We start from the raw sequence: 25,659 nt of genomic DNA, 5'->3' as shown, positions 1-25,659 counted from the left end.
GGGAGCACCGGTATGTTTGAGCGTCTGCGGGCCAAACCGCGGGAATGGTTGCTGGTGCGCCCGCCAGCCACCGCCGAGGGACCTTGGCAGTGGCTGCACTACAGCGCGCAACAGGCTTGCGCAAGCGGCGTCTGGCCGCCACCGCCCGCTCTGCTGCAACTGCCGGGCGCCTTGATTATTCCGGCACTGGATTGCAGCCATTTCTGCCTGCCGGCGCCGCCGGGGCTCAAGCGCCATGAGTGGCCGCAATTGTTTGAAGAGTATGCGCAGCAGCCCGCCGAAGCGTTGCTGGTCAGTTGCCTGTCCCGCGAAGCCGGGCAGTTGGAGTTGTTGGTCATGCAGCGTGAGCAGGTGCAGCACTGGCTGGCCGAGTGTGCCGCACTTGGCGTGCAGATCACCCACGGTTGGGCAGAGGTGCAGTTGTTGCCGAACGCCGAGCCGGGGCACGCGGTGCGTTGGCAGCGCGAACAACTGCTGTGCCTGAAGGCCCACTCCCGGCAATGGTTGGTGTGGCCATCGGTATTGGGTGAGCGCTTGCCCCAGGCCTGGCGCGATCTGCCTGGCGAGACGCTTGCGGGCGACTGGCCGTCGCGCCTGGCGCGCCTGGAGCAACTGCCCAGTGTGCTGGAAGGCTCGCGGCCGACGCGTGTCCGTGCACAGCGGGCCCCTCTGATGAACCGCTTACAGCGGCACTTGCTGTTGGGGTGTGTGGTGTTGGCGACCTGTTGGAGTGCGGTGTATCTGTTGCAGAGCTTGCGCCAGATCGACGTTTGGAAAACCCAGGTCCGGGCGGTGGCCGGGCCCGCCAGCAATCCGCAACAGGCCCGTACGGCGTTGGCGCGGGTGCAAGGCGAGGCGACCGAATGGCAGGTGCGCCAGCAAAAAATCGTGGCCCTGGAGCAGGGACTCTCGGCCTGGTTGCAACAGCAGCCGGGGTGGTCGGTGATGAGTATGGCGTTCGACGGCAAGCATTGGCGCCTCGGCCTGCGCGGTAATGGTCCCCGGCCGGAGCCGGCGCAATGGCAGGCCATTGCCCAACTCGCGGGCGCCCAATGGACCGATGAGGTGCAAGGGGTCGGCGTGCAACTGCACCTGAGTTTTGATCTGGGAGAACAACCATGAAAGCCCGGATGCACGCGTACCTGGCCCATTTCAACCAACTGCCGGCCAAGCGCCGCTATAGCCTGCTGGCCGGCTGGTCCACCGTTGCGCTGTTGCTGCTGGTGTTGCTGACTCGGCCGCTGTTGGCAGCCTGGCAGGATGCGCGCCAGTGGCAGGCACTGGCGCAACAGGCCGGTGCGCTGATCCCGCCGGCAGCATTTTCCAACGAGCAATGGCAGGCGCTGGCGGTGTCGCGCCAATGGGTGTTGACCCGTGTCGAGCAGCAAGGCGATCGCTGGCAATTGCAAGGCGAACTGCCCGGGCCCCAAGCCTTGCAGCAACTGCTGCGCACCGTGCAGGAACAGGGGGCGCGGCCGCTGCAATGGAGCCTTGAGCAGGCTGGCGGCCAGAGGTATGCCTTTAGCCTGGAAGTGGCGGCGCGGCCATGAGTCGCGGGGTCATCACATGGGCCATTCTGGTGTTTGCCCTGACCTTGCTGTTGGAGCTGCCAGCCACCTTTGTCGCCCGCCAAGTGCCATGGCCGGCTGGCTGGCAACCTATCGGTGTCGCGGGCAGTGTGTGGAATGGCCACGCGACGCGGGTTGGCGCCCTGGGCCCGGTGGCGTGGAACCTGCGGCCGTGGAAGGCGCAGGTGGGCCTGGGCTTTCAACAACGCTTCTGGGCATTGTCGATTCAGGGCTGGCCGTGGAATTGGCAGGCGCAGTTGGCGCCGCGTGCGGTCAACGCCTTGCCGGCGCCGATGTTCGTGCTGGACGGCCATTGGGAAGGGCGATTGCAGGTCGATGGCGCCGGAACGGGGTGCCGTAAAACGCAAGGGGAGTTGGTGGGGCAGGACCTTGCCGTGTTGAGTCCATGGCTGGTCAAACTGGGAAACGCTCGGATAGCGCTACAGTGCCGCGATGGGCTGCGGCTATTGGCCGACCTGCAACTGCCTGCCGAGCACCACTTCAAGATCGAAGCGGACCCGCGGCGCTTGCAGGTGGACGGGCAGATTGAGCCAGGTGCCGCTGTGACCCCACTACTGGTCCAGGCACGCTGGTTGCAGCCGGCGGCGCAAAGCTTCAGCAAGGTGTTGGGCAGGCCCTGACCCCTGTGGGAGCGTCGGTATCTACACAACTTTCAGACACTGCCGCCCCCCCCCTGTGGCGAGCGGGCTTGCCCCGCGTTGGGCTGCGAAGCAGCCCCAGTAAGCCGAGTGCGGTATATCAGATACTCCGTAACGGCTGGTTTTGGGGCTGCTTCGCAGCCCAGCGCGGGCGATGCGGCGTTCCGACAAGCCCGCTCGCCACACGACCACCGTGGGCGTTGGCGATGATCGCGTCCACCGCCTGCTGGGCAATGGGTGAGAGTGTGCGTCCGGCCTGGCACTAGTGACCCACTGGAGTTGTTCAAAACCGTGGTCTACGCTGGGGCCATGGATCTGGCCGCGCAACTGAGCAGCGAGCAGAAGGGGTTGCTGGATCCGGGGCTGCTGCGTTTTACCGAGCAGTGCCAGTACACGACGCTGGCGCATTTGCCAGCCCCCATCCCCTGGCGCCCTTTGTAAAAACCACGGAAGAACAATAAACCCATGAACAGTCCTGTTTCCCTTGCCCGGTTGAGCGATATCCAAGCCCTGGAGCAACACTATCCCTTGGCCCAGCGTGACTTGCCGGGCAGTACCTATGAGTTGCTGCAGCGTGCCGCCGAACGCTTTGCCGATCTGCCGGCCTTGTGTTTCCTGCCGACGGGCAGCATCGAGGATCAGCCTTGGCGCATCAGTTATGCCGAGCTTTTTGCCAAGGTCACGCAAACCGCCAACGCCTTGCATCGTCTAGGGTTGCGCCCCGGCCAGGCCGTTTCTTTCCTGTTGCCTAACCTGCCGCAGACGCACTTTGTGATTTGGGGCGGTGAGGCGGCGGGGATCGTCAATGCGATCAATCCGTTGCTCGAACCTGAGCACATTGCAGAGCTGATCCGGGCTTCCAATACCTCGGTGCTGGTCACACTGGCACCGTTCCCCGGTACCGAGCTGTGGCAGAAAGTGGCGGCCCTGGCAGACTTTTTGCCACAGATGCCCACGATTGTGACGGTCGACCTCGCCAACCGGTTGCCGGAGCCGCAACGCAGCGCCGTAAGAGCCCAGCGGCCAGCGATGCCGGCAGGCGTCCTGGACTTCGATGAAGTACTTGCAGCCGCCCCGGCCGATTATCTGGAAAGCGGGCGGGTTATCCAGCCTGACGATATCGCCTCCTACTTTCACACCGGCGGCACCACGGGCACCCCGAAACTGGCCCCTCACACCCACTTCAACGAAGTGGCGATGGCCGAGATCATTGGCCTGCATGGGCGATATGTACCGGACGATGTGCTGCTCTGCGGGTTACCGCTGTTTCACGTCAACGGGGTGATGGTCACCGGGCTTGCCGCGTTTCATAACGGCGCGCAGGTGCTGCTCGCCGGGCCCCAGGGTTACCGCAACCCGGCCTTGATCAAGGACTTCTGGAGGCTGGTGGAGCGCTACCGAGTCAGCAGTTTCAGTGGGGTGCCTACCATCTATGCGGCACTGCTGCAGATCCCCAATGACGGTATCGACGTCTCCAGTCTGCGCTTTGCGCTCTGCGGTGCAGCGCCGATGCCGGTGGAACTCATCCGCCAGTTCGAAGCCCGCACGGGGCTGCGCATCATCGAAGGTTATGGCTTGACCGAAGGCACCTGCGCCACCGCCTGCAATCCCTATGAGGGCGAGCGTCGTCCCGGTTCCATCGGCCTGCGCCTGCCGTATTGCGAGGTCAAGATCGCGGTGCTCGACAGCGATGGCAATTACTTGCGTGATGCCGCCACGGACGAGCCTGGCTCCCTGTGCCTGCGTGGTCCGACGGTGTTCAAGGGGTATCTGCAAGCGGACAAGAACGCCGGCATCTGGCTTGATGGTGACTGGTTCAATACCGGCGACCTGGGGCGCATCGATGCCGATGGCTACATCTGGCTGACCGGTCGCAGCAAGGATCTGATTATTCGCGGTGGCCATAATATCGACCCGCAGATGATCGAAGAGGCGTTGCATCGTCATCCGTGCGTAGCGTTGGCCGCCGCAGTGGGCAAGCCGGATACCAGGGCCGGGGAACTGCCGGTGGTGTACGTGCAGCTCAAGACCGGCGAACATGCCAGCGAGGCCCAGTTGCTGGAGCACGCCATGCAGCACATCCACGAACGTGCGGCGGTGCCCAAGAACATCTGGTTGGTAGAGCAGATTCCGTTGACCGCTGTGGGCAAGACCTTCAAGCCCGCCTTGCGCCTGGATGCGATCCGCCGGGTGTTCGAGGAGGAGGTGTGGCAGGTCGCGGCGGCAAGCCGGGTGGAGGTCCACAGTGACGAGCGCCACGGGCAGCGCGTGGATATTCATGTGCCGCAGCTTAGCGCGGTCCACCGTGAGCAATTGGATCAGCGCCTGAGCGGGTTTGCCGTGCGTTATGTGGTGCATTGCGCATAAGGCGGTTTTCGGGCTGTTCGAAGCGTAAAAGTTGTCTATCGTCTATGGGCAGGCAGTCGCGCAGCTGTGTGTGCGTGGTGTGATTTTCGGTGCGGGTGGTTAGGGCGCCTGGCGCCTGGAGCACTATGGAAAAGCTCAAGGTTGATCCAAAGTCGTCGCCGGAAGGCAAAGTCTCCAATCTCTCTACCGCAAGGGCTTATCTGCTTGCCTGTTCGTTGCTGTTACTGGCCATGTTTCTGTTGGTCGGGGTGCTGCTGGTTTCGATTGCCGATCACCTGAATCACGACGCCGGCGAGCACAGTCGGATCGATATCGAAAACGCCTTACTGTCTGTGGAGCGTGTCGCTGGCTCTACGGTCAAGGACTATGCGTTTTGGGGCGATGCCTACGTTCACCTGCATCAGCAGGTGGATGTGGACTGGGCGTTTGGCCGGCAAAACCTGGGCTCGACGCTATTTGCCGATCTGGGCTTCGAAGGGGTCTTTGTTGTCGATCCCACAGGCCGTACGGTGTATTCGGTGATTGATGGCCAGTTGCAGACCGTTGCCGTACAGGACTGGCTGCACATCCCGATCGAGCCACTGCTGGCCCAGGCCCGGGAGGCCGCCGTCAACAGCCAATCGGTGAGCCGCCTGGTACAGGCCGACGGGGCGCCGGCGGTGCTGGCCGCTGCGGCGCTGACGCCGGGCACTGACCCGAGTGTGAAGGCTGACAGCGGGCCCGCCTCGGTGTTGATCTTCATTGCCAAGCTTGCGCCGCAACGACTGGCTGCGTTGGGCGCGGACTTTGGTGTGCAAGGCCTGCGGGTCGCGCCGCCTGGCGGGACCGCGGCGGACGTCCCGAGCCTGCGCCTCAGGGACAATGCCGGCGTGGTGCAATGGGATTCCGATGACCCGGGGCACCAGTTGCTGGTGCTGGTCGTGCCCCTGGTCACGGTCGCCGGGCTGATCTTCGCCCTGATGGCCTGGGTGATCCAGCGCCGCAGCACCGCCGCTGCGCGGATCATGGACAGCAACTACGCCACCCTGCAAGCCAGTCGCGCCGCGCTGCTGGTCAGCGAGGCGCGTTTTCGTGATGTGGCCGAGGCGGCATCCGATTGGATCTGGGAGGTGGATAGCCAACTGCGCTTCACCTACCTGTCGGAGCGTTTCGATGTGATCACCGGCCTCAAGGGCGCCAACTGCCTGGGGCTGGCGGCGGATGACCTGCTGGCCTCGGACCAGGGCCTGTTGTCCAACTGGTTCAAGGACCATGCCCATCGCCCGAATGCCATCGTGCAATGCAACTACCTCTCGGGTGACGGCGAACCAAGGATCTGCCGGTTGTCGGTGCGCGAGATACCGGGGCAGGGTTATCGGGGTACCGCCAGTGACATCACTGAAGAGGTACAGGCCCGGCGACGTATTGAGTACCTATCGCAACACGATGCCTTGACTGGGCTGGCCAACCGTTCGCGCATGCAGGAGTTCCTCGAAGGCAAGCTCAAGGCGGTGCCGACCCTGGAACAGCCGTTGGTGATGCTCAGCATCGATCTTGATCGCTTCAAACCGGTCAATGACCTGCTGGGGCACGCCGCCGGCGATGACGTACTCAACCAGGTGTCGCGGCGCTTGCAGGGCTGCCTGCGCGGTGACGACCTGGTCGCACGCATTGGCGGCGACGAGTTTATGTTGGTGGTGGCGGGCATGAGTTCGCCGTTGGAAGTGGAAGGCCTGTGTCGGCGGCTAATCGATTTTATCGAGCAGCCGTTTTACATCACTGAGCATGAAGTGTTCATCAGCGCCAGCATCGGTATTGCCATGGCGCCGGCGGATGCGACCCTGGCCGAAGAGTTGCTGCGCTATGCCGATATTGCGCTCTACGAAGCCAAGGAAAGCGGGCGCAATACCTGGCGTTTTTATGCGGGCGATATGAACGCGCGGATCATTGAGCGGCGCCAGCTTGAAGCCGATTTGCGCCACGCGATCAAGAACGGTGAGCTGCGCCTGGATTTCCAGCCGCGCTACCGCATCGAAGGCAAGCGCCTGGCCGGCGCCGAGGCCTTGGTGCGTTGGGAACATCCGCGGCGCGGGCTGCTGGGTCCTGACGTGTTTATCCCCATTGCCGAAGAAACCGGGTTGATCCTGCCGCTGAGCAATTGGGTGCTGCACGCGGCTTGCCAGGAGGCCGCTGGCTGGCCTGACGACGTGATGATTTCGGTCAATTTGTCCTCTACCGAGTTCCAGCGTGGGCATCTGGTGGCGCGGGTCAAAGCAGTGCTGGTCGAGACGGGTTTGAACCCGGCGCGACTGGAGCTGGAGTTGACCGAAAGTGTGATGCTCAACGACGAGAAAGTCGCCTTGGACACCATGCAAGGCCTCAAGGCCCTGGGCGTGCGCTTGCTGATGGATGACTTTGGCACCGGCTATTCATCGTTGAGTTATCTGCGCTCATTCCCCTTCGACGGGCTGAAGATCGACCGCAGTTTTGTCGGTGGGCTGACCGCCAGCGGCGGCGATCAGTCGATCATCCAGGCGATTGTCGGCCTGGGTCGCGCGCTCTCGCTGACGGTGACTGCCGAAGGCGTGGAAACCCTTGACCAGCTCAAGGCGCTGAAGGATGTGCAGTGCGATGAGGCGCAGGGCTTCTACCTCAGCGTGCCGGTGAATGCCCAGGCGATCAGTGCGTTGATCACGGGCCGGACTGATTAGCGGCTCCATACCACGCTTGCGCTGACCCTATATAGATAATATGTTAACAATATAACTATAAATGGTCTGTGGGAGGGGGTATGCCTGCCTTGTTGAACCCTTGCGTTGAGTTCGCCAATTGGAATCGTGATTTGCGTGCGGTGTGCGGCAATTTCAGCACCGCGCGCTCAGATCGACACAGCCTGTTTATCGGCAGCGTCCATGGCCAGGATGTGTGTGGCCTGGAGTTGGCCCATATCCGCACCAATGCCGGGCTGATCAGCCGCCACCACACCCACGGCGATGGCGACGATGACCGCCACTGCTTTCTGATCCTGCAGGGCAGCGGCCATCAGCGCATCCGCCAGCAGCACCGGGTGATCGATCTGGGGCCGGACGATATCGCCCTGGTGGACTCGGCCCAGGCCTTCGAGATCGAGCCCCAGGGGCTGGTGCAGAACACCTCGGTGCACCTGTCACGCGCCGAGGTTACCCGCCAGTTCGGCCAGCAGCGCTTGTTTGGGAAGCTGGCGCGCAACAGCGTCGCCACCCATATGATTCGTGCACTGGTGCGCTCCCTGGAGGAGGCGCAACTGAGTGACGGCTATGGCGGCGAGAACGATGGCCCGGCCGTGGAGCAAGCCATGATCGGCCTGGCGGCTGCGGGCCTGGACGCGCGTGCCGAGGGCCAGCCGGGTTTCGCCTGCGTGGGGCAGGACGATATTTACGGCCTGGCCACGCGCCTGGTGGAAGCTTCCTTGCAAGAAGCCGACCTTGGCCCCGAGTACCTGGCGCGGCACCTGAATGTCTCAGTGCGCCAGCTATACCGGCTGTTCGAGCAACGTCATGAAAGCATCGCGCGTTATATCCAGCAACGCCGCCTGGAGCGGGTGGCGCAGGACCTGCGCGCCCGCGATTTGCGGCATGAGTCGATCACCCAGATCGCCTTCAAGTGGGGCTTTGTCGACGCTGCGCATTTCAGTCGGGCCTTCAAGCGGCATTTTCAACATGCGCCCCGGGACTTTCGCCAGCAGCCGGTTTAGCCAGCGCTTTGGCAGGGAATGCCAAGGGCTTTGGCAGCCTCAGTCAAGTGGTCGCGCGTGGCAGGCCCTCTAATAGCGTGGCCAGAACCGATTAATGTTGGAGAACAATAACAATGAATACACGGAGCCTGCTGTTGGGCACGCCTCTGCTATTGACCGCGTTTGCCACGCTGGCCTTGGCCGGGCCCGCCCAGGTCGATGGGGCGCGCATCATCGCCGCCGACCAGGAGCCCGGTAACTGGATGAGCCACGGCCGTACCTACGATGAACAACGCTACAGCCCCCTGGACCATGTGAATGCCGGCAACGTCGGCCAGTTGGGCATGGCCTGGACTACCAAGCTGGATATCGACAGCGGCACCGAGGCCACGCCGCTGGTGGTCGACGGGGTGATGTACACCACGGGCGCCTTCAGCATCGTCTATGCGATCAATGCGGCCACCGGCGAGTTGCTGTGGAAATACGACCCGAAAGTGCCCGCCGAAAACCTCAGTCAGGGCTGCTGCGGCCCGGTCAATCGGGGCGTGGCGGTGTGGCAGGGCAAAGTCTACGTGGGCAGTTTTGATGGGCGCCTGATTGCGCTGGATGCGGGCACTGGCCAGCCGGTGTGGAGCGTCGACACCATCATTGATCGCAGCAAAAGCTACTCCATCACTGGTGCGCCGCGCATCGTCAAGGGCAAGGTGTTGATCGGCAACGGCGGCGCCGAATTCGGAGTGCGCGGTTACGTCACCGCCTATGACGCCGACACCGGCAAGCAAGTGTGGCGCTTCTACACTGTGCCGGGCGACCCCAAGCTGCCAGCGGAAAACGCCGCGATGGCCAAAGCCATGAAAACCTGGGATGGCGACGGCTGGGTCAAGTGGGGCGGCGGTGGCACCGTGTGGGACTCGATGGCCTACGACCCGCAACTGGACCTGCTCTACGTGGGCACCGGCAACGGCTCGCCGTGGAATTACCGGTTCCGCAGCAATGGCAAGGGCGACAACCTGTATGTGTCGTCGATCCTCGCGCTGCGCCCGGACACCGGCGAATACGTCTGGCACTACCAGGTCACGCCACAGGACCAGTGGGACTTCACCGCGACCCAGCACATGATCCTCGCCGATATCAAGATTGATGGCAGCGTGCGCAAGGTGATCATGCAGGCGCCGAAAAACGGCTTCTTCTACGTCCTTGATCGCACCAACGGCAAACTGCTGTCAGCGAACAACTTCGTGCCAGTGAACTGGGCCAGTGGCATCGACCTGCAGACCGGGCGGCCGATCCTCACCGGCGCGGCGGACTATTCCAAGGAGCCGAAGGTGGTGCAGCCGAGTTTCCTCGGTGGGCACAATTGGCACCCCATGTCCTACAGCCCGAAGACCGGCTACGTGTACATACCGGCGCAGTACACCCTGGCCGAGTTGAAGGCGGCCAAGGCCCCGCAGTTCCTGGCGAACAAATCAGTGGTCAACTTCGGCCTGGATGTGCCGGACCTGCCGGAAGACCCGAAAGTGCTTAACCAGATCCGTGATGCCTGGAGCGGTGAGTTGATCGCTTGGGACCCGGTGACGCAGAAAGCCGCCTGGAAACAACCCTACGTCAGTGCCGGCAACGGCGGCACCCTCGCCACCGCCGGCAATCTGGTGTTCCAGGGCACCGCCGACGGGCGGGTGGTGGCCTACCGTGCCGATACCGGCAAGCCACTGTGGGAGCACCGGGCCAATTCCGGCGTGATGGCGGGGGCCGGTCACTTATACGGTCAACGGCGAGCAGTACGTGGCGTTTTCGGTGGGGTGGGGCGGGATCCTGCCGCTGTTGACGGGCCCGCTGACCAATAAGGGCAAGGTGCGGGCCGAGTCGCGGGTGATTGCCTTCAAGCTCGGTGCTACAGGCGAGCTGCCACCGCCCAAGGCCGCGCCGGTGTTGCCGACGACCCGCCAGGTACTCTCGGCGACACCCGAGCAACTGGCCCAGGCGCGTGACATGTTCAATGGCCTGTGCGCCGGTTGCCATGGCCTGAATGCGATCAGCGGCGGGGTGGTGCCAGATCTTCGCTATCTGGATGACAACAAGCACGCGGCATTTCCAGCCTATGTCAGTGGGGCGTTGATCAATAAAGGCATGCCTAACTTCTCCGACATTTTGCAGCGCGAGGACATGGAGTTGCTGCGCCAATACCTGGTCAAGCGGACCCAGGACTTGCAGGCCGATCTCAAGACGCTCCACTGACCCCTCGTTGAAACCTACGCCTGGCGACTCTCCGTGGAGTCGTCACGGCGAAGCTTTGCCTCCAATAACAATAAGATGGACTCGCCATGAAAACACTTAGCACGTTGACCCTCAGTACACTTTTCGCAAGCCTGGCGCCATTGGCCCATGCCGACGTCAAGCCCGATCCCGGCGACTACACGGCCTTGCCCCAGGGCACTGATGTGGTGGTGCTGTACCAGCAGAACCCGCGGGGCGACAAGGTCTACTCCGGCGGCAAGAAAGTCGCCGACAACCTTGACCTGGACATGACCGTTGGCGTGTTGCGCCTGATCCACTTCACCGAGTTTTTCAACACCGGCCTGACCTGGGACCCGCAGATCGTCATTCCTTTCGGCTACCAGAAGATCGGTGCCAGCGACACCAAGAACTCGGGGTTGGGCGACATTACGTTTGGCGGCACGGTGTGGACCATCGCGGACCTGGCCAACAACCAGCATCTGGGTTGGTCGGCGTTTGTCACCGCGCCCACGGGCAGCGACAAAAACCAGGGGTTTGCCCTGAGCAGCAACCGCTGGGCCCTGGATTTCCAGGTGGGCTATATCAAGGGGCTGACCGACAAAATCACCTGGGATGTGATTGCCGAGACCGAGTTCTACGGCGAACAGCGCGCCACCGATGCCAAGAAAGATCCGCTGCTGCAACTGCACAACCACCTGCGCTACAACTTCACCCCAGAGACTTACGCGGCGGTCTCCTATCGCCACAATTGGGGCGCACGGGAGACGCTCGACCATGAAACCCTGGCCACCAGCCGCAGCAACGGCACGCTGGGCTTTACCGTGGCCACGATGCTGGGCAAACAGGTGCAGGTATTGGGGCAGTTGATGCATGACACATCGGTGCGCGAAGGGGTGAAGATCGATAATTCGCTGCAGTTTCGCCTGGCGTATTTCTACTGACGAAATGTAGGAGCTATCTCAATGTTGAGCAAGGATGCACTCGAGCAACCCCGGAAATCGCTCGGCCAACACATCGGCCCGTAACGAGTTCATATGGGTCGTGCCAACGCTGCGCGTATGCACCAGCCCGGCATCACGTAAAACCCGGAAGTGGTGGGACATGCTGGACTTCGGACGCCCGCCGTCCAGCTCGCCACAACTGGCTTCTTCCACCCCGGCCAGGCAACGCACGATGTCCAGGCGCACCGGGTCACTCAACGCATAGAGCAGGCGTTCGAGGGTCAGGTCTTCGGGGGAGGGGTGTTTGAAGGCTCGCATGGCGTGAATGATAACAGGGCTGGCATTGATTACCATAGTTCGATTAAGATCGAACTATCGAATCAGACGTAACCCTCGTTTCAGGAGCATTACCATGGCTGCATTGTTCGAACCCTTTACGCTCAAAGACGTTACGTTGCGCAATCGCATCGCTATCCCGCCGATGTGCCAGTACATGGCCGAAGACGGCATGGTCAATGACTGGCATCACGTCCATCTCGCCAGCCTGGCCCGTGGTGGCGCCGGTCTGGTGGTGGTAGAAGCGACCGCCGTGGCCCCTGAAGGCCGGATCACCCCCGGTTGTACCGGCATCTGGAGCGATGCCCATGCGCAAGCCTTCGTACCCATGGTGCAAGCGATCAAGGCAGCAGGCTCGGTGCCCGGTATCCAGATCGCCCACGCCGGGCGCAAGGCCAGCGCCAACCGTCCGTGGGAAGGCGATGACCATATCCCCGCCGACGACGCCCGAGGCTGGCAAACCCTTGCACCTTCGGCGATTGCGTTTGGTGCGAACCTGCCGAAAGTCCCCCAGGCCATGACCCTGGAAGACATCGCCCGTGTGCAGCAGGATTTCGTTGATGCCGCGCGCCGCGCCGCGACGCGGGCTTTGAGTGGATCGAACTGCATTTCGCCCACGGTTACCTGGGCCAGAGCTTTTTCTCCGAGCACTCCAACCAGCGCACCGATGCCTACGGTGGCAGCTTCGACAACCGCAGCCGTTTCCTCCTGGAAACCCTCGCCGCCGTGCGTGAAGTCTGGCCGGAAAACCTACCGTTGACCGCGCGTTTCGGCGTTATCGAATATGACGGGCGCGACGAACAGACTCTGGAGGAATCCATTCAATTAGCCCGTCGCTTCAAGGACGGCGGTTTGGATTTGTTGAGCGTGAGCGTTGGCTTCACCATCCCCGATACCAATATCCCTTGGGGCCCGGCGTTCATGGGCCCGATTGCCGAGCGTGTGCGTCGTGAAACCGGTCTGCCGGTCACGTCGGCCTGGGGTTTCGGCACGCCGCAACTGGCTGAAGGCGCACTGCAGGCCGGTCATCTGGACCTGGTTTCCGTGGGACGTGCACACCTGGCCGACCCACACTGGGCGTACTTCGCCGCCAAGGAGCTGGGCGTAGACAAGGCCTCCTGGACCCTGCCGGCACCTTACGCGCATTGGCTTGAGCGCTATCGCTGAGGCACACGACGCTATCGCAGGCAAGCCAGCTCCCACAGTGATTCCGTTCCAACCCGGTCAAGTGTGGGAGCGGGCTTGCCCGCGATAGCGGTGGTTCAGGCGCTACTTTTCCGCCAGGTACACACAGCTATCGCAGGCAAGCAGCGCCCATTGGATCTTGTTCCACCTCGGCCAAGCCGTCGCAGTCTCTGCGACGGCTTTTTTGTGGGCCATGAAAAGTACAATCTTCCATTTGGAACGTGCATTTTGCGCTGCGACCAAGCGCCACATACTGGTCGCGTCATTACGAACGTTCCCGGTTTTTTTAAGTCTGCTGCCGATTGAACAGGGCACAGCCAGGCCAGGAATGGGGATATCCAATAATAAAGAGACAACCCATGAAAAAGCCAAACCCGCTGCTGGAAGACCTCAAGTCAGTCCTGCCGATCATTGCTGCCAATGCCTTCGCCGCCGAGCAAGACCGTAGCGTGCCAGCCGAGAACATCGCGCTGCTCAAGGGCATCGGCATGCACCGGGCGTTTCTGCCGAAAAAGTACGGCGGCATGGAAATCTCCCTACCGCAATTTGCCCAATGCATCGCCCTGTTGGCGGGCGCTTGCGCAAGTACCGCCTGGGCCATGAGCCTGCTGTGTACCCACAGCCATCAAATGGCAATGTTCCCGTCAAAGTTGCAGGACGAGGTCTGGGGCACTGATCCCGACGCCACCGCCAGCAGCAGCATCGCGCCGTTCGGTCGCACCGAAGAGGTGCCGGGTGGCGTGACCTTCAGCGGCGAGATGGGCTGGAGCTCAGGCTGCGATCATGCCGAATGGGCGATCATGGGCTTTCGCCGCAAAAACGCCGAAGGCACCCAGGATTATTGCTTCGCCGTGCTGCCGCGCAGTGACTACGCGATTCGTGACGACTGGTTTGCCGTGGGCATGCGCGGCAGTGGCAGCAAGACCTTGATCGTTGACCAGGCCTTCGTCCCCGAGCACCGCATCCAGAAGGCCAAGGACATGATGGAAGGCAAGTCGGCGGGCTTTGGCTTGTACCCCGACAGCAAGATCTTCTTCGCGCCGTACCGTCCGTATTTTGCCAGCGGCTTCTCCACCGTCAGCCTGGGGATTGCCGAGCGCATGCTCGACGTCTTCCGCGAAAAAAACCAAAAACCGCGTACGGGCCTACACCGGTGCGGCAGTCGGCGCTGCGACGCCAGCGCTGATGCGCCTGGCCGAGTCCACCCACCAAGTGGCTGCCGCACGGGCTTTGCTGGAAAAGAGCTGGGATGAGATCGCCGAGCACAGCGAGCGCCATGAATACCCCAGTCGCGGCACTCTGGCGTTCTGGCGGACCAACCAGGGCTACGCCACCAAAATGTGCATCCAGGCGGTGGATCGCTTGATGGAGGCGGCGGGCGGTGGCGCCTGGTTTGAAACCAACGAGCTGCAACGTCTGTTCCGCGACGCTCACCTTACCGGGGCGCATGCCTACACCGATTACGATGTTTGCGCACAGATCCTGGGGCGTGAACTGATGGGCCTGGAGCCGGACCCGGCAATGGTCTGACCCACTACTCTTTACCTATAAGAACAATCAGGGCAGGGCCATCGGCCTGCCCGGGAGTCTTGCATGTCTACTGAAAATCCAAGCAGCGTATTCGATACCCGCGCATTTCGCCGCGCCTTGGGCAATTTCGCCACCGGTGTCACGGTGGTGACCGCGGCTGATGCCAATGGGCGCAAAGTCGGGGTGACCGCCAATAGCTTCAACTCGGTGTCCCTCGACCCACCGCTGATCTTGTGGAGCATCGACAAACGCTCGACCAGCCACGAAGTGTTCGAGACGGCCAGCCACTTTGCGGTGAACGTTTTGGCCGCCGATCAGATCGACCTGTCCAACAACTTTGCCCGGCCCAAGGAGGACCGGTTTGCCGAAGTCGAGTACCAGGCCGGCGAAGGCGGGGCACCGATTCTGGCAGACTGCTCGGCACGTTTTGAGTGTGAGAAGTTCCAGCAGGTCGACGGGGGTGACCACTGGATCATGATTGGCAAAGTGGTCGCCTTCGACGACTGCGGCCGTTCGCCGTTGCTGTATCACCAGGGCGCCTATTCCATGGTGCTGCCGCACACCCGCATGACCCAGCGCGAGGAAGGCCAGCCACCGAGCAGCCATTTCCAGGGCCGCCTGAGCCATAACCTTTATTACCTGATGACCCAGGCGCTGCGTGCTTATCAGTCCAGCTACCAGCCCCGCCAGCTGTCCACCGGCCTGCGCACCAGTGAGGCGCGGATGCTGATGGTGCTGGAGAACGACGCTGGCCTGAGCCTGGCCGAGCTGCAGCGCGAAGTAGCAATGCCCGCGCGGGAGATCGAAGAGGCGGTGAACAACCTCAAGCGCAAGGCCTTGGTACGCGACGATCAGGAGCGGGTCAAACTCACCACCAAGGGCGTCGATGAAACCGAGTCGTTGTGGACCATCGCCCGTGAGCAGCAAGACAAGGTCTTCAGCCAATTCAGCGATGAGCAGTTGGAGACCTTCAAGACCGTGCTCAAGGCGGTGATCCAGCATTGATAATGACAATAAAGTCGTAGCCTATCCCCTGTAGGAGCGGGCTTGCCAGCGATAGCCATCGGTATCTACACAACTTTCAGACACTCACGACCTCCCTGTGGCGAGCCCGCTCGCCACAACTGCCCTCTCTGCCAGGATTTATGCGCTTGGCCGGCTAGTTGCCGCCGCGATCAGATAAAGTCGAACAGAACCTGGGCAGGCAACCGGGATTTTGCCAGGCGCGCGTTGAAGTCTTCGGTGCTGCGATATCCCAGGCTCACCACGACTGAACTGGTAAACCCGCGTTCACGCAAACCCAGTTCGATATCCAACACCTTGCTGTCGAAACCTTCCATGGGCGTTGCATCAAGGTCCAGCGCTGCAGCCCCCAGCAACAGGGTGCCCAGGGCCAGATAAGTTTGTTTCTCCATCCAGTGCTGGACGTCCTTGAGGTCATAGCGATGCAAGTTGACAAAATTGTGCCGCCCTCTGTCCTGGCCTGCCTTGGCTTGCTCGTCGTGAAAGCGTCCATCGCTGGCCTCTTGGCTGAGCAGGGCCTGCAGGTACTCCTCGGTCATCTGGGTTCGGGTACACAGCACCAGCACATGGGAGGCGTCGAGGATTTTTGCCTGGTTGAAGCCAAAGGCACCTTCCGCACTTTTGGCAATGCGTGCTTTGGCATGCTCACTTTCAGCGACCACAAAGTGCCAGGGTTGCGAGTTGACCGACGAGGGGCTGTTGCGCAGTTGTTCCAGCAACGGCTCCAGGGTGGTTTTGGGAATCTTGCGTGAAGCATCGAAGAGTTTGGCGGTGTAACGGCGTTTGGAAAGTGTGACCATGTCCATCATTGAGTCCCCGTTCTTGGTGAGTTGAAGCCTTTGGAACGTTGCCGCAGTTGCTCGGCGCGGATGTCCCGTCCAGCCCTTTGGCGCGGGGATGGACGGGGGCTGCGTTTAGGCAATAGCCTTGTAGAAGTTCACCTGCGCCTCATCCAGGTAGGCGAGGATCTTCGCCGGTAGGCGCTCAGTAGGTTTGGCCGGGCCGAAAGCCTTGTAGAGGGTTTCAAAATGCGCGTGCAGATCTTCGACGCTTTCCCACTGCTCATTGAGGAAAAACCTGTTGGGGTTCTCTTCGTCCTGGTGCCACTGATAAACCACAGCCTTGTCATGCTGGCGTGTAAGTTTTTGCGAAACGGCGGCGACATCTCGAAAGAATTCGGCCTGTTTGCCTGCTTTGATGGTGCCGCTGAACACTAGATAAAGCATGGTGGTTTCCTCATTGGTGGATCATTGCAGAAAGCCTGCAATGCCAAGTTATCTCCATGGACAAAGGCTTGTAGCCAGCCCGTGGCGATTTCAGCATTCGTCAAATACGTTTAAAGACACGCCTGTTCAGGCCAGTGGCGCCAACCAGTCACGCAAGGTTTGAGGGTGCCTTGCCAGCCAGTCGCTCGCGGCTTCGTCAGCCGACTGTTCGCCGCGATTGAAGGCATCGTCGAGCTCGGCAACGATGGCGTTCGACAGGCGAATGTTGTCCAGCACCTGGATCTCGGCGGTGGTCAGCAGCGCCAGGCGATCCTCGCGAGCCAGCAGCACGGCGCGGTCGATGCTGCCGAGCAAACCCTTGGGGTCGTTGAGGTCGCGGATGCGATAGCGGTGATGCAGGAACTGTGGATGCCATAGCGGGACGATGCCCCATTGCTGCTGGCCATACAGGGCTTCAAAGGCCTCAATGCAGTCATCCTGGGTGCCCGTGCGGAACTGGTACCCGGCGCGGGTCAAGCCGTACTCGTCCATGATCTTCAGCGAAAACCGAGTAATCCCGGCCCCCGGCCCAATGCCCTGGATCAGCGGGTTCATCCGGGCGCGCACGGCGGGTTTGAGCAGGTCCTCGATGGAGGCCACCTCATGCTCGTTCACGTAGTCAGGCACACCCCACAATGCATAGGGCTGGTAATGCAGACCCAGCTCACGGGTGGGCGTCACCGCGTCGATCGTCTGCTTGTAGATCCCGTGGCTGAACGGAATCCAGGCCGAGGCAATCATGTCGATCGTGCCTTCGCGCAGTCGCCTGAAGTTGTCCTCGTGCAGGGCATATTGGCGCTCCACGGTCAGGCCCATGTGTTGCATGACCTGGGCGACTACCGCAGCGGTGGCGCGGTGGAACGACAGGTCGGTGACACCCAGCCGTACCAGCCGTGAGCCGTTGGCGATGTTGGCCCGGGCGAAGTCTTGATGGGTCACAGGCAGTTTTTTACCCGGACGCCTTGGTGTGGTTTTACCCATGGTTGTTCCTTCACGGTGATTGAGCGGCGTGGGACGCATGAACAGAACTGCGGCCTAGCGTGTGGGCGCCGGCGCGGCATCAATCTTCACCCGCAGCAGGCTGTAGGGTTTCTGGCGCAGATCCTTGCCTGCGTGAAAGATGCCCTGGCGATGCAGTTGGTTGGCCATGAAGTACAGGTAGCCATCCGGTCCGATAGACAGGGTGTCAGGCCAAAGCACGCGTGGGTCGTGGACGATGGTTTGCCACTGCCCATCTGCCAGGCGTTTGCGCACGCTGTTGTGTTCGTAGTCGCCGGCGTACAGGGCGCCGGCGGCGTCGGCTTCGAGGCCATCGGAGGCGCCTTTTTCCCCAAGGTCCTTGACCGCCATATCGAGCCGCGCTTCGCTGACCGAGGGATCACGCAGCAGCGCGGTCGGTACCGAGTACAGATGGCGGCTGGACAGCGGGCAGAAGTACAACGTCTGGCCGTCTGCCGACAGGGCGATGCCATCGGACGCAACCGCAAACGGCCGGGTGCTGCCGTCGGCGTTGCGCACCTGCAAGACCTGGCCTTCGACCTTGGGCACGAAGCTTGGGTCTACCGAGGTCGACGTGGCGCCACTGAGTCGGCGTATGGCGGTACCGCTGGCAATGTCCATGACAATGATCGCCCCGGGGCCGCTGAGGGAGGAGTCGGTGATGTAGATCACCCCCTCATCGCCCACCCGAAAGTCAAAGCGCATATCGTTGACGTAGGTGCTGGGCAGCATCACGTTTTTCGGGAATACCAGGGTCTTGACCACCTTATTGGTGGCCAGATCCACGGCCATCAGCTTGGCACCGCCCGGCGTTGGAGATGCGAAGCCGGGGGCGGCGGTATCCAATATCCAGATACGCCCGCGACCATCGGCGACCACACTTTGCACGCTGATAAAACCCTTGGCCGGGTCCTTCGGATCGGCCTGGTTCATCGCCATGTCAGGGTAGGGCACAACCTTGCCGTCGCGCAGTTCAGCGACGGTAAACGGCACGGCATCGCCCCAGCGTGGAAAGTTGACAAAAATCCGCCCGTTTTCGGTAACGCTGACGCCGGTGGGCATGGCGTCGTGGAAGGCGAACACCTGCTCGATCGCGCCAACGGTTTGCTCACTGGGCAGCGGCTGGCTCTGGGCGGCATGGCTGTTGCTGGCAATCGTCAAGGCAAGGATCGACCAGATAAAGGGATGCTTGAGGTGCATGAAGAACTCCGGAAATAAGCAGGCAAAGGCGCGTTGCGACTTATGTTGTGCGTTCCCGGTGTATGGAAAAACCCACTAATGGCGCTAACAGTTTCATCGCAATCGAGAAAGTGCAGGGTGTTTGAGCCTTGATTTGCAGCGGTTCACTGTAAATCTGCGGTTGCACGCACTAATGTTGGCCAGCCAACAGTCAATAAACAGTTTGCTGATTAACCGTGTGTGGCATGCCTATTGGTCTGTCGCAAAGTGAGGACCCATGGGGGGTTCAATCTTGGCGTAACTCGTGCAACGGAGCGCGCCTGGCTTTATAAATAGCGCATCCACATCGCGCAGAACGCGGCTTGACGCCGGCGCAGGCGATGGGCATGAGCATTATTCGGGCAACCAATAAGGGCGTATTTTCATGAGTGAAACCGAACGCGGACAGGCGACAAAGGCCATCCGCAACGCCGATGTGCTGATCATCGGCGGGGGCCTGAGCGGCACCATGCTGGCTGTGCAGTTGCTGCGCTTGCCTGGCACACGGCAGATCCTGGTGATTGAGCCGCGCGCGGAGCTGGGGCGGGGCGAAGCCTATAGCGCGGTGGAGCTGGGGCACACCCTTAATGGCAATGCCGCGCGCATGAGTGTGGACCCGGACAACCCCGATGACTTGACCCACTGGTTGACCGACTACATCGCTGCTGGCGGTTGGCCGGAATCGGACCAGCAACATGTGCCTGTCAGCGAGCTGTTCCCACCCCGAGGGATCTTTGGCCTGTACGCGCAACAGCGCCTGGCGCAGGCCCGGGCGCGGTCGACGTCGACGCTGGAACATGTTCGCGCCGAAGTGATCGACCTGCAGGTGGCCCCGAGCGGTGTACACCTGACCCTGGATGACGGCCAACAGTTGCAGGGTGCCCAGGCGGTATTGGCCACCGGCATGTTCCCGGCGGCGCGCACACCACAAACCCAATCCAGCGGTTTGAATGCGGCGGCGGTCGACCCGTGGGATGTGCACGCCATGACGCAACTGGACCCACAATCCACGGTGCTGATCATCGGCTCCGGCTTGACCATGGTCGATGCGGTGGTGTCCCTGGAGCAGGCCGGTCATCGTGGGCCGATCGAGATTTTTTCGCGCCATGGCCTGTTGCCTCATGTGCGTCGGCAACCACCGGCCTGGGCGGACTTTCTCGCTGAAGATCACAGCCTGCGCAGCCCGCTGCAGTTAATGCGTGCAGTGCGCCGCCAATGCCAGAGCGCCCTGGCACTGGGTATCGACTGGCAAGCACCACTGGATACTGTGCGCTGCCATATCGGCCGTTTGTGGAGCCAGGCCAGCGAACGCCAGAAACGCCAGTTCGTGCGCCATGTTCGGCCCTGGTGGGAGAGCCATCACCATCGCTCGCCGCCGCTGAGCGCCGAGTTGGTGGCGCGGCTGCATGGGGAAGGGCGCTTGCGTATCCAGGCAGCATCGTTCCAGGGCGTGGAACCGACAGTGAACGGCGAAGTGACTCTGCGCCTGCGCCGTCGGGGTGAACAGCACACCACCCAGGTCAGTGGGGCGGCGTTGATCAACTCTAGCGGGATCGAATACGACTGGCGCCGCGTGGCCCGCCCGTTGCCCCAGCAACTGTTGGCGCGAGGCTTGATCCAGCCCGGGCCGCTGGCGCTGGGGATTGCGGCGGATGCATCGGGTGCGGTGCTGGACGCACAGGGCGTGGCCAGTGAGCGACTGTTCGCCATGGGCCCACCGCTGCGCGGCATGTGGTGGGAAAGCACGGCGGTGACGGATGTGGCGCTGCAAGCTAAGGCGTTGGCATCAACGTTAACGCAACTCTAAATGTGGGAGCTGGCTCTGTGTTTAATTTGGGGTCGCATCCATTTTTACGAAACCGGGCTTGAGTCCGAACACTTCCACGCCCTGCGCGGTGGACTGGCCGGTGGTGACCCTTACCCGTTCCACCGGCTTGTCCATCGCCGCCCGGTATTCCACGCTCATGGCATCGGCATCCTGCCTGATCGCCTGGGCCGGGACGACAATCGCCTGCTCATTGTTATAGGTCACGATGGTCAGGCGCGCGCTCATGCCCAGGCGGACCCGTTGCAGCTGTTTCTCGGTCAATTTTGGAATGGCCAGGGTCACCGGGAATTGCGCGCTGCCCTGGCTGTCATTGGTGATTGCCAGGCCGCTGACCACGCTGACGGAGCCGCTCAGGCGCTCGCCATCAAAACCGTCGCCCATGACTTCCACCGGCTGGCCCTGATGCAGTTGGTTGATATCCAGTTCAGAGACTTTGGCCACGATTTTCAGGCGTTCGATATTGGCCAGCCCGAACAGCACCTGGCCCTGGCCGACCTTGCTTCCCGCCTGCACCGGTGCGTTGCTGCTTGCGCCGCCCTGCGGGGTGTTGCTGCCCGGTGGGGGCACGACAATCCCGGAAAACGGGGCCTTGACCTCCTGGCCTTCGAGCAGCTTGCGCAGGGCCTCGTACTTGACCGTGGCGTTGGTCAACTCCATATCCGCAATCTGTCGGTACTCACCCTTGCCCTGGTCCAGGGCTTGTTGCAGTTCACTGCGCGCGGCAGCCAGATCCAACTGTTGCTGCTGAGCCTGTTGCTTGAGGTCGTCCAATTCGTTGCGCGGGATGATGCCGCGCTTGAACAGGTTCTCGCTTTCAAGCAGTTTGCGCTGGGTGTTGTCGGCGCTCATTTGCGAGGTGCGCAGGCTGCGACGGGCGCGGCTGACGGTTGGGCTGGCGTCCCAGTCCTGCATTTCCTGCACGGTACGCCGGGCCTTGAGTTGTGTGGAGAGCGCTTCGCGCAGTTGCACTTCAAGGGTGGCGGGGTCCATGCGCAACAGGACCTGGCCGGCTTCGACCCGCTGGCCCTGTTCCACCAGGTTGGCTTGCACGTTGCCGTCGAAGGGGGCGGTGAGGGTAATGGTGGTGTCGGGTTCGATCCTGCCGACCAGGCCGATCTGGTGTACCAGGGCGTCATTTTTTACCTCCAGCCATTGCTCGGCGGTGCCGGCCTGGTCGGCGGCAGGTGTTGGGCGGCTGAGCAGCGCAAATCCGCCAGCGCCCAGCAGTATCAGCAGTCCTGCGCCCAGTAGGGCTTTTTTAGTAGTCATTGAGGGCGATTTCCCAACTTTCCAAGGTCATGCCCAGCGTCAGGTCGAGCTGGGTCTGGGCATTCAAATAAGCAATCAGGGCATTGAGGCGCGAGTTTTCGGCACTGCGCAGGTCTGCTTCGAAACTCAACACCTGGAAGTTGGTGGAGCGCCCGGCGCCAAGTTTGTCCCGCTCGATCTCGATCTTGCGCCGCGACAGTTCCACGGCGCGCTGGGCAATTTCATACTGGCGCCAGCGGGTGCCGAGGTCGCGCACCACGTTATTGACGCTGCGCTCCAGCTCCTGGCGTGCGTCGGTGATCAAGATGGCCTGGTTCTCCACATCGACCCGCGCGCGGACTTCGGCCTGCCGGGTGCTGATATCACCGATGGGAATGCGCACCTGGACACCGGCATAACTGTCCCAGCGCCGATTGCTGGTACTGCCCGCATCGTTATCGGTGTTGGCGCGGATCTGATTGGCGCCGCCCACCAGGTCCACTTGCCAGCGCCCGGAATCCTTGGCCAGCACCAGATTGAGGTCGGCCTGTTGGCTGCCCAGCAGGGCCGATAGGTATTCGGGCTGCTGGCTCTGCGCCAGGTTGAAGGCTTCGCGTTTGTCGATGTCCATGGGCGATGCTTCGAGGGCTTCAGTGGCACGGATCGGTGTGGCCAGGTCCAGGGCCAGCAGGCGCAGCAACGACAGGCGACTCATATCCAACTGGTTCTGGGCTTCCTCGACCCCCAGTTGCTGCGAGGCAATGTCGGCTTCGGTCTGGACGATTTCGAATTCGGCCATGCGCCCGGCATTGATCAAGGCCTTGTTGACCTCCAGCAGGGTATTGGAACGCTTGAGCGCTTCCTGAGCGATGTTCAGTTGCTCCTGGGCACGTAGCAATTCGCGGTAGGTGGCGATGATCTGGCTGATGGTCTGCGCGACGTTGGCCTTGAGGTTCAAGCGGTTGGCCTGTTCGGAAAGACGCGACAAGCGCAGTGGTGCGGTGGTGGCGTCCCAACCGGCACCGCGCATCAGCGGTTGGATGATGGCCAGGTCCAGGCCGTCGCTGCGGTAGCGCCCGGCGCGGTTGGCGTTGTTCAGTTGCTGGGTCCAGCCCATGCTCAGCCGAGTGCCGTATTCGCCAAGCAAGCTGGTGGTGGGCGCCAGGTTGGCGTTACGGGCGCGGTCGTCGCTGCCTTGGGTGGTGCGGTAGGCACTGTTGAGCACCAGCTTGGGGTTGAAGGCATCTTCGGCCACCCGCAGGTCGAATTTCTGCGCCACCCGTTGCAGGTACGCGCTGCGAATCGCCGGGTTGTTGCGCAGGCCCAGGTACACCGCGTCGCCCAGGGTCAGGCTGGTGAGTTGGGCATTGAGCGAGACACTGCGCTCATAGCCACTGCGTGTGGTGGTCGGCGCCGAAGGGCGGATCACGATATCGGCGGCCACACAGGGCACGCTTGCCAGGGCGAGCAGCAACAGCAGGGGTTTATTCATCGCGCAGGGCCTCCACCGGCTGCAGGCGTGACGCCGAAACGGCCGGGTAAAGGCCGAAAAACAACCCCACCAGCAACGTACTGCCCACTCCCAGGGGCAGGGCCGACATGGCCAGAGAAAACTGCCAGCCCGACAGCCAGGCGTAGAGATAGGCTGCACTCATGCCCAGTACCGCGCCACACAGCGCGCCGACGGCAGTGAGGGTGACGGCTTCGAGCAGGAACAGGTTGCGGATGTCCCGCTGGCGAGCGCCCAGGGCCATGCGGATCCCGATTTCCCGGCGGCGCTCCGAGACATTCATCAGCATCACATTCATCACGCCGACCCCTCCGCCTACCAGAGAGATGGCGCCCAGGGCCAGCAATAGATAGGCGAACGTGCGACTTTGGCGGGTCATGCCATCGATCATTTGCTGCGGAATCTGGATCTCTACCGTGTGGTCAGTAAGTTGCGCGCTCAAGGCGTTGGTGGCATCGGCGGCGATGCGCTCCATGTCCTGGCCGGCAGCTGCGCGCAGGATCACGCTGCCAATCTGCGGCGCAGAATAGATACGGCGCATGCCAGGCGCCGGGATAAACAGTGATTCGTTGGTTTGCACTGGAATCAGCATCGATCGCGGCTGGCTTTGCAGGATGCCGATGATCAGGAACAGATAGTCGTTGACCCGCACCCGGTCGCCCAGGCGCAGCGGGTCGCCGGGTGTACTTAACGCCTGGGCGATCTGGTCGCCGACCACTGCGTAGGTTTCGCCGTTATCGAACTCGGACAGGAAGCGGCCTTCGCGCAGTGCCAGACGCATGGCGTCCTTCAGGCCCGGAGTGCTGCCAATCAGGCCGGCGTTGGTGGTGCGACCATGAAACACGACCGGCCCGCTGAACGAGGTAATCGCGCCGATATGGACGATGCCCGGCACCGCCTGGCGCACGGCATGCAGGTTTAGGCTGGTGGGCATGTGCGCAGTGCTGTTGCCCTTGGGCGGGAACTGCGCCACCAGGGTGTCGGTGCCCATGTCCTTGAAAATCATCGCCGCATCTTCGGCGGCGTTATGCCCGATATTGATCAGCGCGACCACCGATGAACTGCCGATGACGATCCCCAACAAGGCCAGGATGGAGCGCTTGCCCAGGGTTCGCAGGCTGACAAATGCTTCATGCAGCAACTGGCTCAGGCTCTGTTCGACCCGCAGGCTCATACGCACTCTGCCTCATGGACCACGCCGTTGCGTACCAGGATCTGGCGATTCAGGCGTTCGGCGATATGCGCATCATGGGTGACGATGATCAACGTCACGCCTTGCTCGCGGTTCAGGGCCAGCAGCAGATCCATGATCTCCTGGGCGGTGTGGCTGTCGAGGTTGCCGGTGGGTTCGTCGGCCAGAATCACCGCCGGCGCGCCCACCAGCGCCCGGGCAATCGCCACCCGCTGGCGCTGGCCGCCGGAGAGGTCGGCGGGGCGATGATGGGCCCGTTCGGCCAGGCCTACCTGTTCCAGCATATGCAGGGCCCGCGCTACCGATTCCTGGCGCGATACGCCGCGATAACCCAGGGGCAGGGCGACATTGTCCAGGGCGCTGAGGCGCGGTAGCAGGTTGAAACTCTGGAATACAAAGCCGATCTGCTGGTTGCGGATCGCGGCCAGTTGGTCCGGTGTCGCGTTGAAAATGTCATGGCCGGCGAAGCGATAGGCGCCGCAGTCCGGTAGGTCCAGCAGGCCGAGGATATTGAGCAGGGTACTTTTGCCGGAGCCGGATGCGCCGAGGATGCCGCAGCTGTCGCCACGGGCGATGGACAGGCTGACGTCGTTGAGAATGGCCAGGTGCTGCCCAGCCAATTGATAGCTTTTACCGATGCCTTGCAGGGAAATAAAGCCTGGGAGCGTTGGGGTATCTGTCATCATGACTACGCCTTGCGCTTCGGCAATCCTGCTTGCCCCCCTGAAAATACTTGTAACATGTTCAGGGCCTGCTTTGCGGCTGCCAACAGCTGGTTTTTTATTCTTTTTTTTTAAAACATTGTTTGAATAGTAACTGCGATCCGGCGGGTTCGCCAGCCACAGAGATAGAGCCGTTTTTCTG

Annotated in this window: 19 protein-coding genes and 3 pseudogenes; 13 read left to right on the top strand and 9 right to left on the bottom strand. The window is 62.0% G+C overall.

Annotated elements, in window-relative coordinates; all coding sequences use genetic code 11:
• Nucleotides 1-12: 12 nt before the first annotated feature.
• The 9 genes and pseudogenes from JTY93_RS14495 (at nucleotide 13) to JTY93_RS14455 (ending at nucleotide 11,461) form a co-directional block, all read left to right on the top strand.
• Nucleotides 13-1,122 (top strand): type II secretion system protein GspL, encoded by a 1,110-nt coding sequence (locus JTY93_RS14495; protein WP_205475658.1) that lies wholly within the window; start codon nucleotides 13-15, stop codon nucleotides 1,120-1,122.
• Nucleotides 1,119-1,550 carry a type II secretion system protein GspM gene (gene gspM / locus JTY93_RS14490; protein ID WP_205475657.1) on the top strand — a complete coding sequence of 144 codons (432 nt, stop codon included), beginning with the start codon at nucleotides 1,119-1,121 and terminating at the stop codon, nucleotides 1,548-1,550. Before JTY93_RS14495 ends, gspM begins: the two co-directional genes overlap by 4 nt.
• Nucleotides 1,547-2,209: a general secretion pathway protein GspN gene (locus JTY93_RS14485; protein ID WP_205475656.1), complete on the top strand. Its 663-nt coding sequence runs from the start codon at nucleotides 1,547-1,549 to the stop codon at nucleotides 2,207-2,209. The genes gspM and JTY93_RS14485 overlap by 4 nt, the downstream gene beginning before the upstream one ends.
• A gap of 309 nt (nucleotides 2,210-2,518) precedes the next feature.
• Nucleotides 2,519-2,668, top strand: a complete 150-nt coding sequence (locus tag JTY93_RS14480; RefSeq protein WP_205475655.1) for a hypothetical protein — start codon at nucleotides 2,519-2,521, stop codon at nucleotides 2,666-2,668.
• Nucleotides 2,669-2,692: 24 nt separating this feature from the next.
• On the top strand, nucleotides 2,693-4,594 hold the full coding sequence (locus tag JTY93_RS14475; RefSeq protein ID WP_205475654.1) for an acyl-CoA synthetase: 1,902 nt from the start codon (nucleotides 2,693-2,695) through the stop codon (nucleotides 4,592-4,594).
• A 125-nt stretch (nucleotides 4,595-4,719) separates the two neighbouring features.
• Nucleotides 4,720-7,284 (top strand): bifunctional diguanylate cyclase/phosphodiesterase, encoded by a 2,565-nt coding sequence (locus JTY93_RS14470; RefSeq protein ID WP_205475653.1) that lies wholly within the window; start codon nucleotides 4,720-4,722, stop codon nucleotides 7,282-7,284.
• An 80-nt stretch (nucleotides 7,285-7,364) separates the two neighbouring features.
• A complete protein-coding gene (feaR, locus tag JTY93_RS14465) occupies nucleotides 7,365-8,306 on the top strand; it encodes a transcriptional regulator FeaR (protein WP_205475652.1) in 942 nt (313 codons plus the stop codon).
• Nucleotides 8,307-8,419: 113 nt separating this feature from the next.
• A pseudogene (locus JTY93_RS14460) lies at nucleotides 8,420-10,520 on the top strand (PQQ-dependent dehydrogenase, methanol/ethanol family).
• Between the two features lie 86 nt (nucleotides 10,521-10,606).
• Nucleotides 10,607-11,461, top strand: a complete 855-nt coding sequence (locus JTY93_RS14455) for a transporter (protein ID WP_205475650.1) — start codon at nucleotides 10,607-10,609, stop codon at nucleotides 11,459-11,461.
• Between the two features lie 18 nt (nucleotides 11,462-11,479).
• Here JTY93_RS14455 and JTY93_RS14450 read toward each other — a convergent pair whose 3' ends face one another.
• Nucleotides 11,480-11,815: an ArsR/SmtB family transcription factor gene (locus tag JTY93_RS14450; RefSeq protein ID WP_205475649.1), complete on the bottom strand. Its 336-nt coding sequence runs from the start codon at nucleotides 11,813-11,815 to the stop codon at nucleotides 11,480-11,482.
• Between the two features lie 58 nt (nucleotides 11,816-11,873).
• On the opposite strand from JTY93_RS14450, the pseudogene JTY93_RS14445 reads away from it, so the two are divergent.
• From JTY93_RS14445 to JTY93_RS14435, 3 genes and pseudogenes are all read left to right on the top strand, one after another.
• Nucleotides 11,874-12,964: pseudogene (locus JTY93_RS14445) on the top strand (NADH:flavin oxidoreductase/NADH oxidase).
• Nucleotides 12,965-13,341: 377 nt separating this feature from the next.
• Nucleotides 13,342-14,512 (top strand): annotated as a pseudogene (locus JTY93_RS14440) (p-hydroxyphenylacetate 3-hydroxylase oxygenase component).
• Between the two features lie 63 nt (nucleotides 14,513-14,575).
• Nucleotides 14,576-15,517, top strand: a complete 942-nt coding sequence (locus JTY93_RS14435) for a p-hydroxyphenylacetate 3-hydroxylase reductase component (protein WP_205475646.1) — start codon at nucleotides 14,576-14,578, stop codon at nucleotides 15,515-15,517.
• A gap of 170 nt (nucleotides 15,518-15,687) precedes the next feature.
• Here JTY93_RS14435 and nfsB read toward each other — a convergent pair whose 3' ends face one another.
• The 4 genes from nfsB to JTY93_RS14415 form a co-directional block, all read right to left on the bottom strand.
• Nucleotides 15,688-16,341, bottom strand: a complete 654-nt coding sequence (nfsB, locus tag JTY93_RS14430) for an oxygen-insensitive NAD(P)H nitroreductase (protein WP_205475645.1) — start codon at nucleotides 16,339-16,341, stop codon at nucleotides 15,688-15,690.
• Between the two features lie 108 nt (nucleotides 16,342-16,449).
• Complete coding sequence (locus JTY93_RS14425; RefSeq protein ID WP_205475644.1) at nucleotides 16,450-16,761, bottom strand: putative quinol monooxygenase; 312 nt, start codon at nucleotides 16,759-16,761, stop codon at nucleotides 16,450-16,452.
• Between the two features lie 126 nt (nucleotides 16,762-16,887).
• Complete coding sequence (locus tag JTY93_RS14420; RefSeq protein WP_205475643.1) at nucleotides 16,888-17,781, bottom strand: glycine betaine ABC transporter substrate-binding protein; 894 nt, start codon at nucleotides 17,779-17,781, stop codon at nucleotides 16,888-16,890.
• A gap of 54 nt (nucleotides 17,782-17,835) precedes the next feature.
• Nucleotides 17,836-18,999 (bottom strand): L-dopachrome tautomerase-related protein, encoded by a 1,164-nt coding sequence (locus JTY93_RS14415; RefSeq protein ID WP_205475642.1) that lies wholly within the window; start codon nucleotides 18,997-18,999, stop codon nucleotides 17,836-17,838.
• 403 nt (nucleotides 19,000-19,402) lie between these two features.
• On the opposite strand from JTY93_RS14415, the gene JTY93_RS14410 reads away from it, so the two are divergent.
• A complete protein-coding gene (locus JTY93_RS14410; protein ID WP_205475641.1) occupies nucleotides 19,403-20,824 on the top strand; it encodes an FAD/NAD(P)-binding protein in 1,422 nt (473 codons plus the stop codon).
• 21 nt (nucleotides 20,825-20,845) lie between these two features.
• Here the strand turns inward: JTY93_RS14410 and JTY93_RS14405 are convergent, their stop codons facing one another.
• From JTY93_RS14405 to JTY93_RS14390, 4 genes are read right to left on the bottom strand one after another with little or no spacing between them, the layout of a single operon-like run.
• Nucleotides 20,846-22,114: an efflux RND transporter periplasmic adaptor subunit gene (locus JTY93_RS14405; RefSeq protein WP_205475640.1), complete on the bottom strand. Its 1,269-nt coding sequence runs from the start codon at nucleotides 22,112-22,114 to the stop codon at nucleotides 20,846-20,848.
• Nucleotides 22,104-23,585 carry a TolC family protein gene (locus tag JTY93_RS14400; protein ID WP_205475639.1) on the bottom strand — a complete coding sequence of 494 codons (1,482 nt, stop codon included), beginning with the start codon at nucleotides 23,583-23,585 and terminating at the stop codon, nucleotides 22,104-22,106. The genes JTY93_RS14405 and JTY93_RS14400 overlap by 11 nt, the downstream gene beginning before the upstream one ends.
• Nucleotides 23,578-24,777, bottom strand: coding sequence for an ABC transporter permease (locus JTY93_RS14395; RefSeq protein ID WP_205475725.1), 1,200 nt, complete (start codon nucleotides 24,775-24,777; stop codon nucleotides 23,578-23,580). The genes JTY93_RS14400 and JTY93_RS14395 overlap by 8 nt, the downstream gene beginning before the upstream one ends.
• On the bottom strand, nucleotides 24,774-25,481 hold the full coding sequence (locus JTY93_RS14390; protein ID WP_169992864.1) for an ABC transporter ATP-binding protein: 708 nt from the start codon (nucleotides 25,479-25,481) through the stop codon (nucleotides 24,774-24,776). Before JTY93_RS14390 ends, JTY93_RS14395 begins: the two co-directional genes overlap by 4 nt.
• Nucleotides 25,482-25,659 lie beyond the last annotated feature (178 nt).

The organism is Pseudomonas hygromyciniae (assembly GCF_016925675.1).
GTDB classification, from domain to species: Bacteria; Pseudomonadota; Gammaproteobacteria; order Pseudomonadales; family Pseudomonadaceae; genus Aquipseudomonas; species Aquipseudomonas hygromyciniae.
This window is presented reverse-complemented; position numbering and strand designations above follow the sequence as displayed.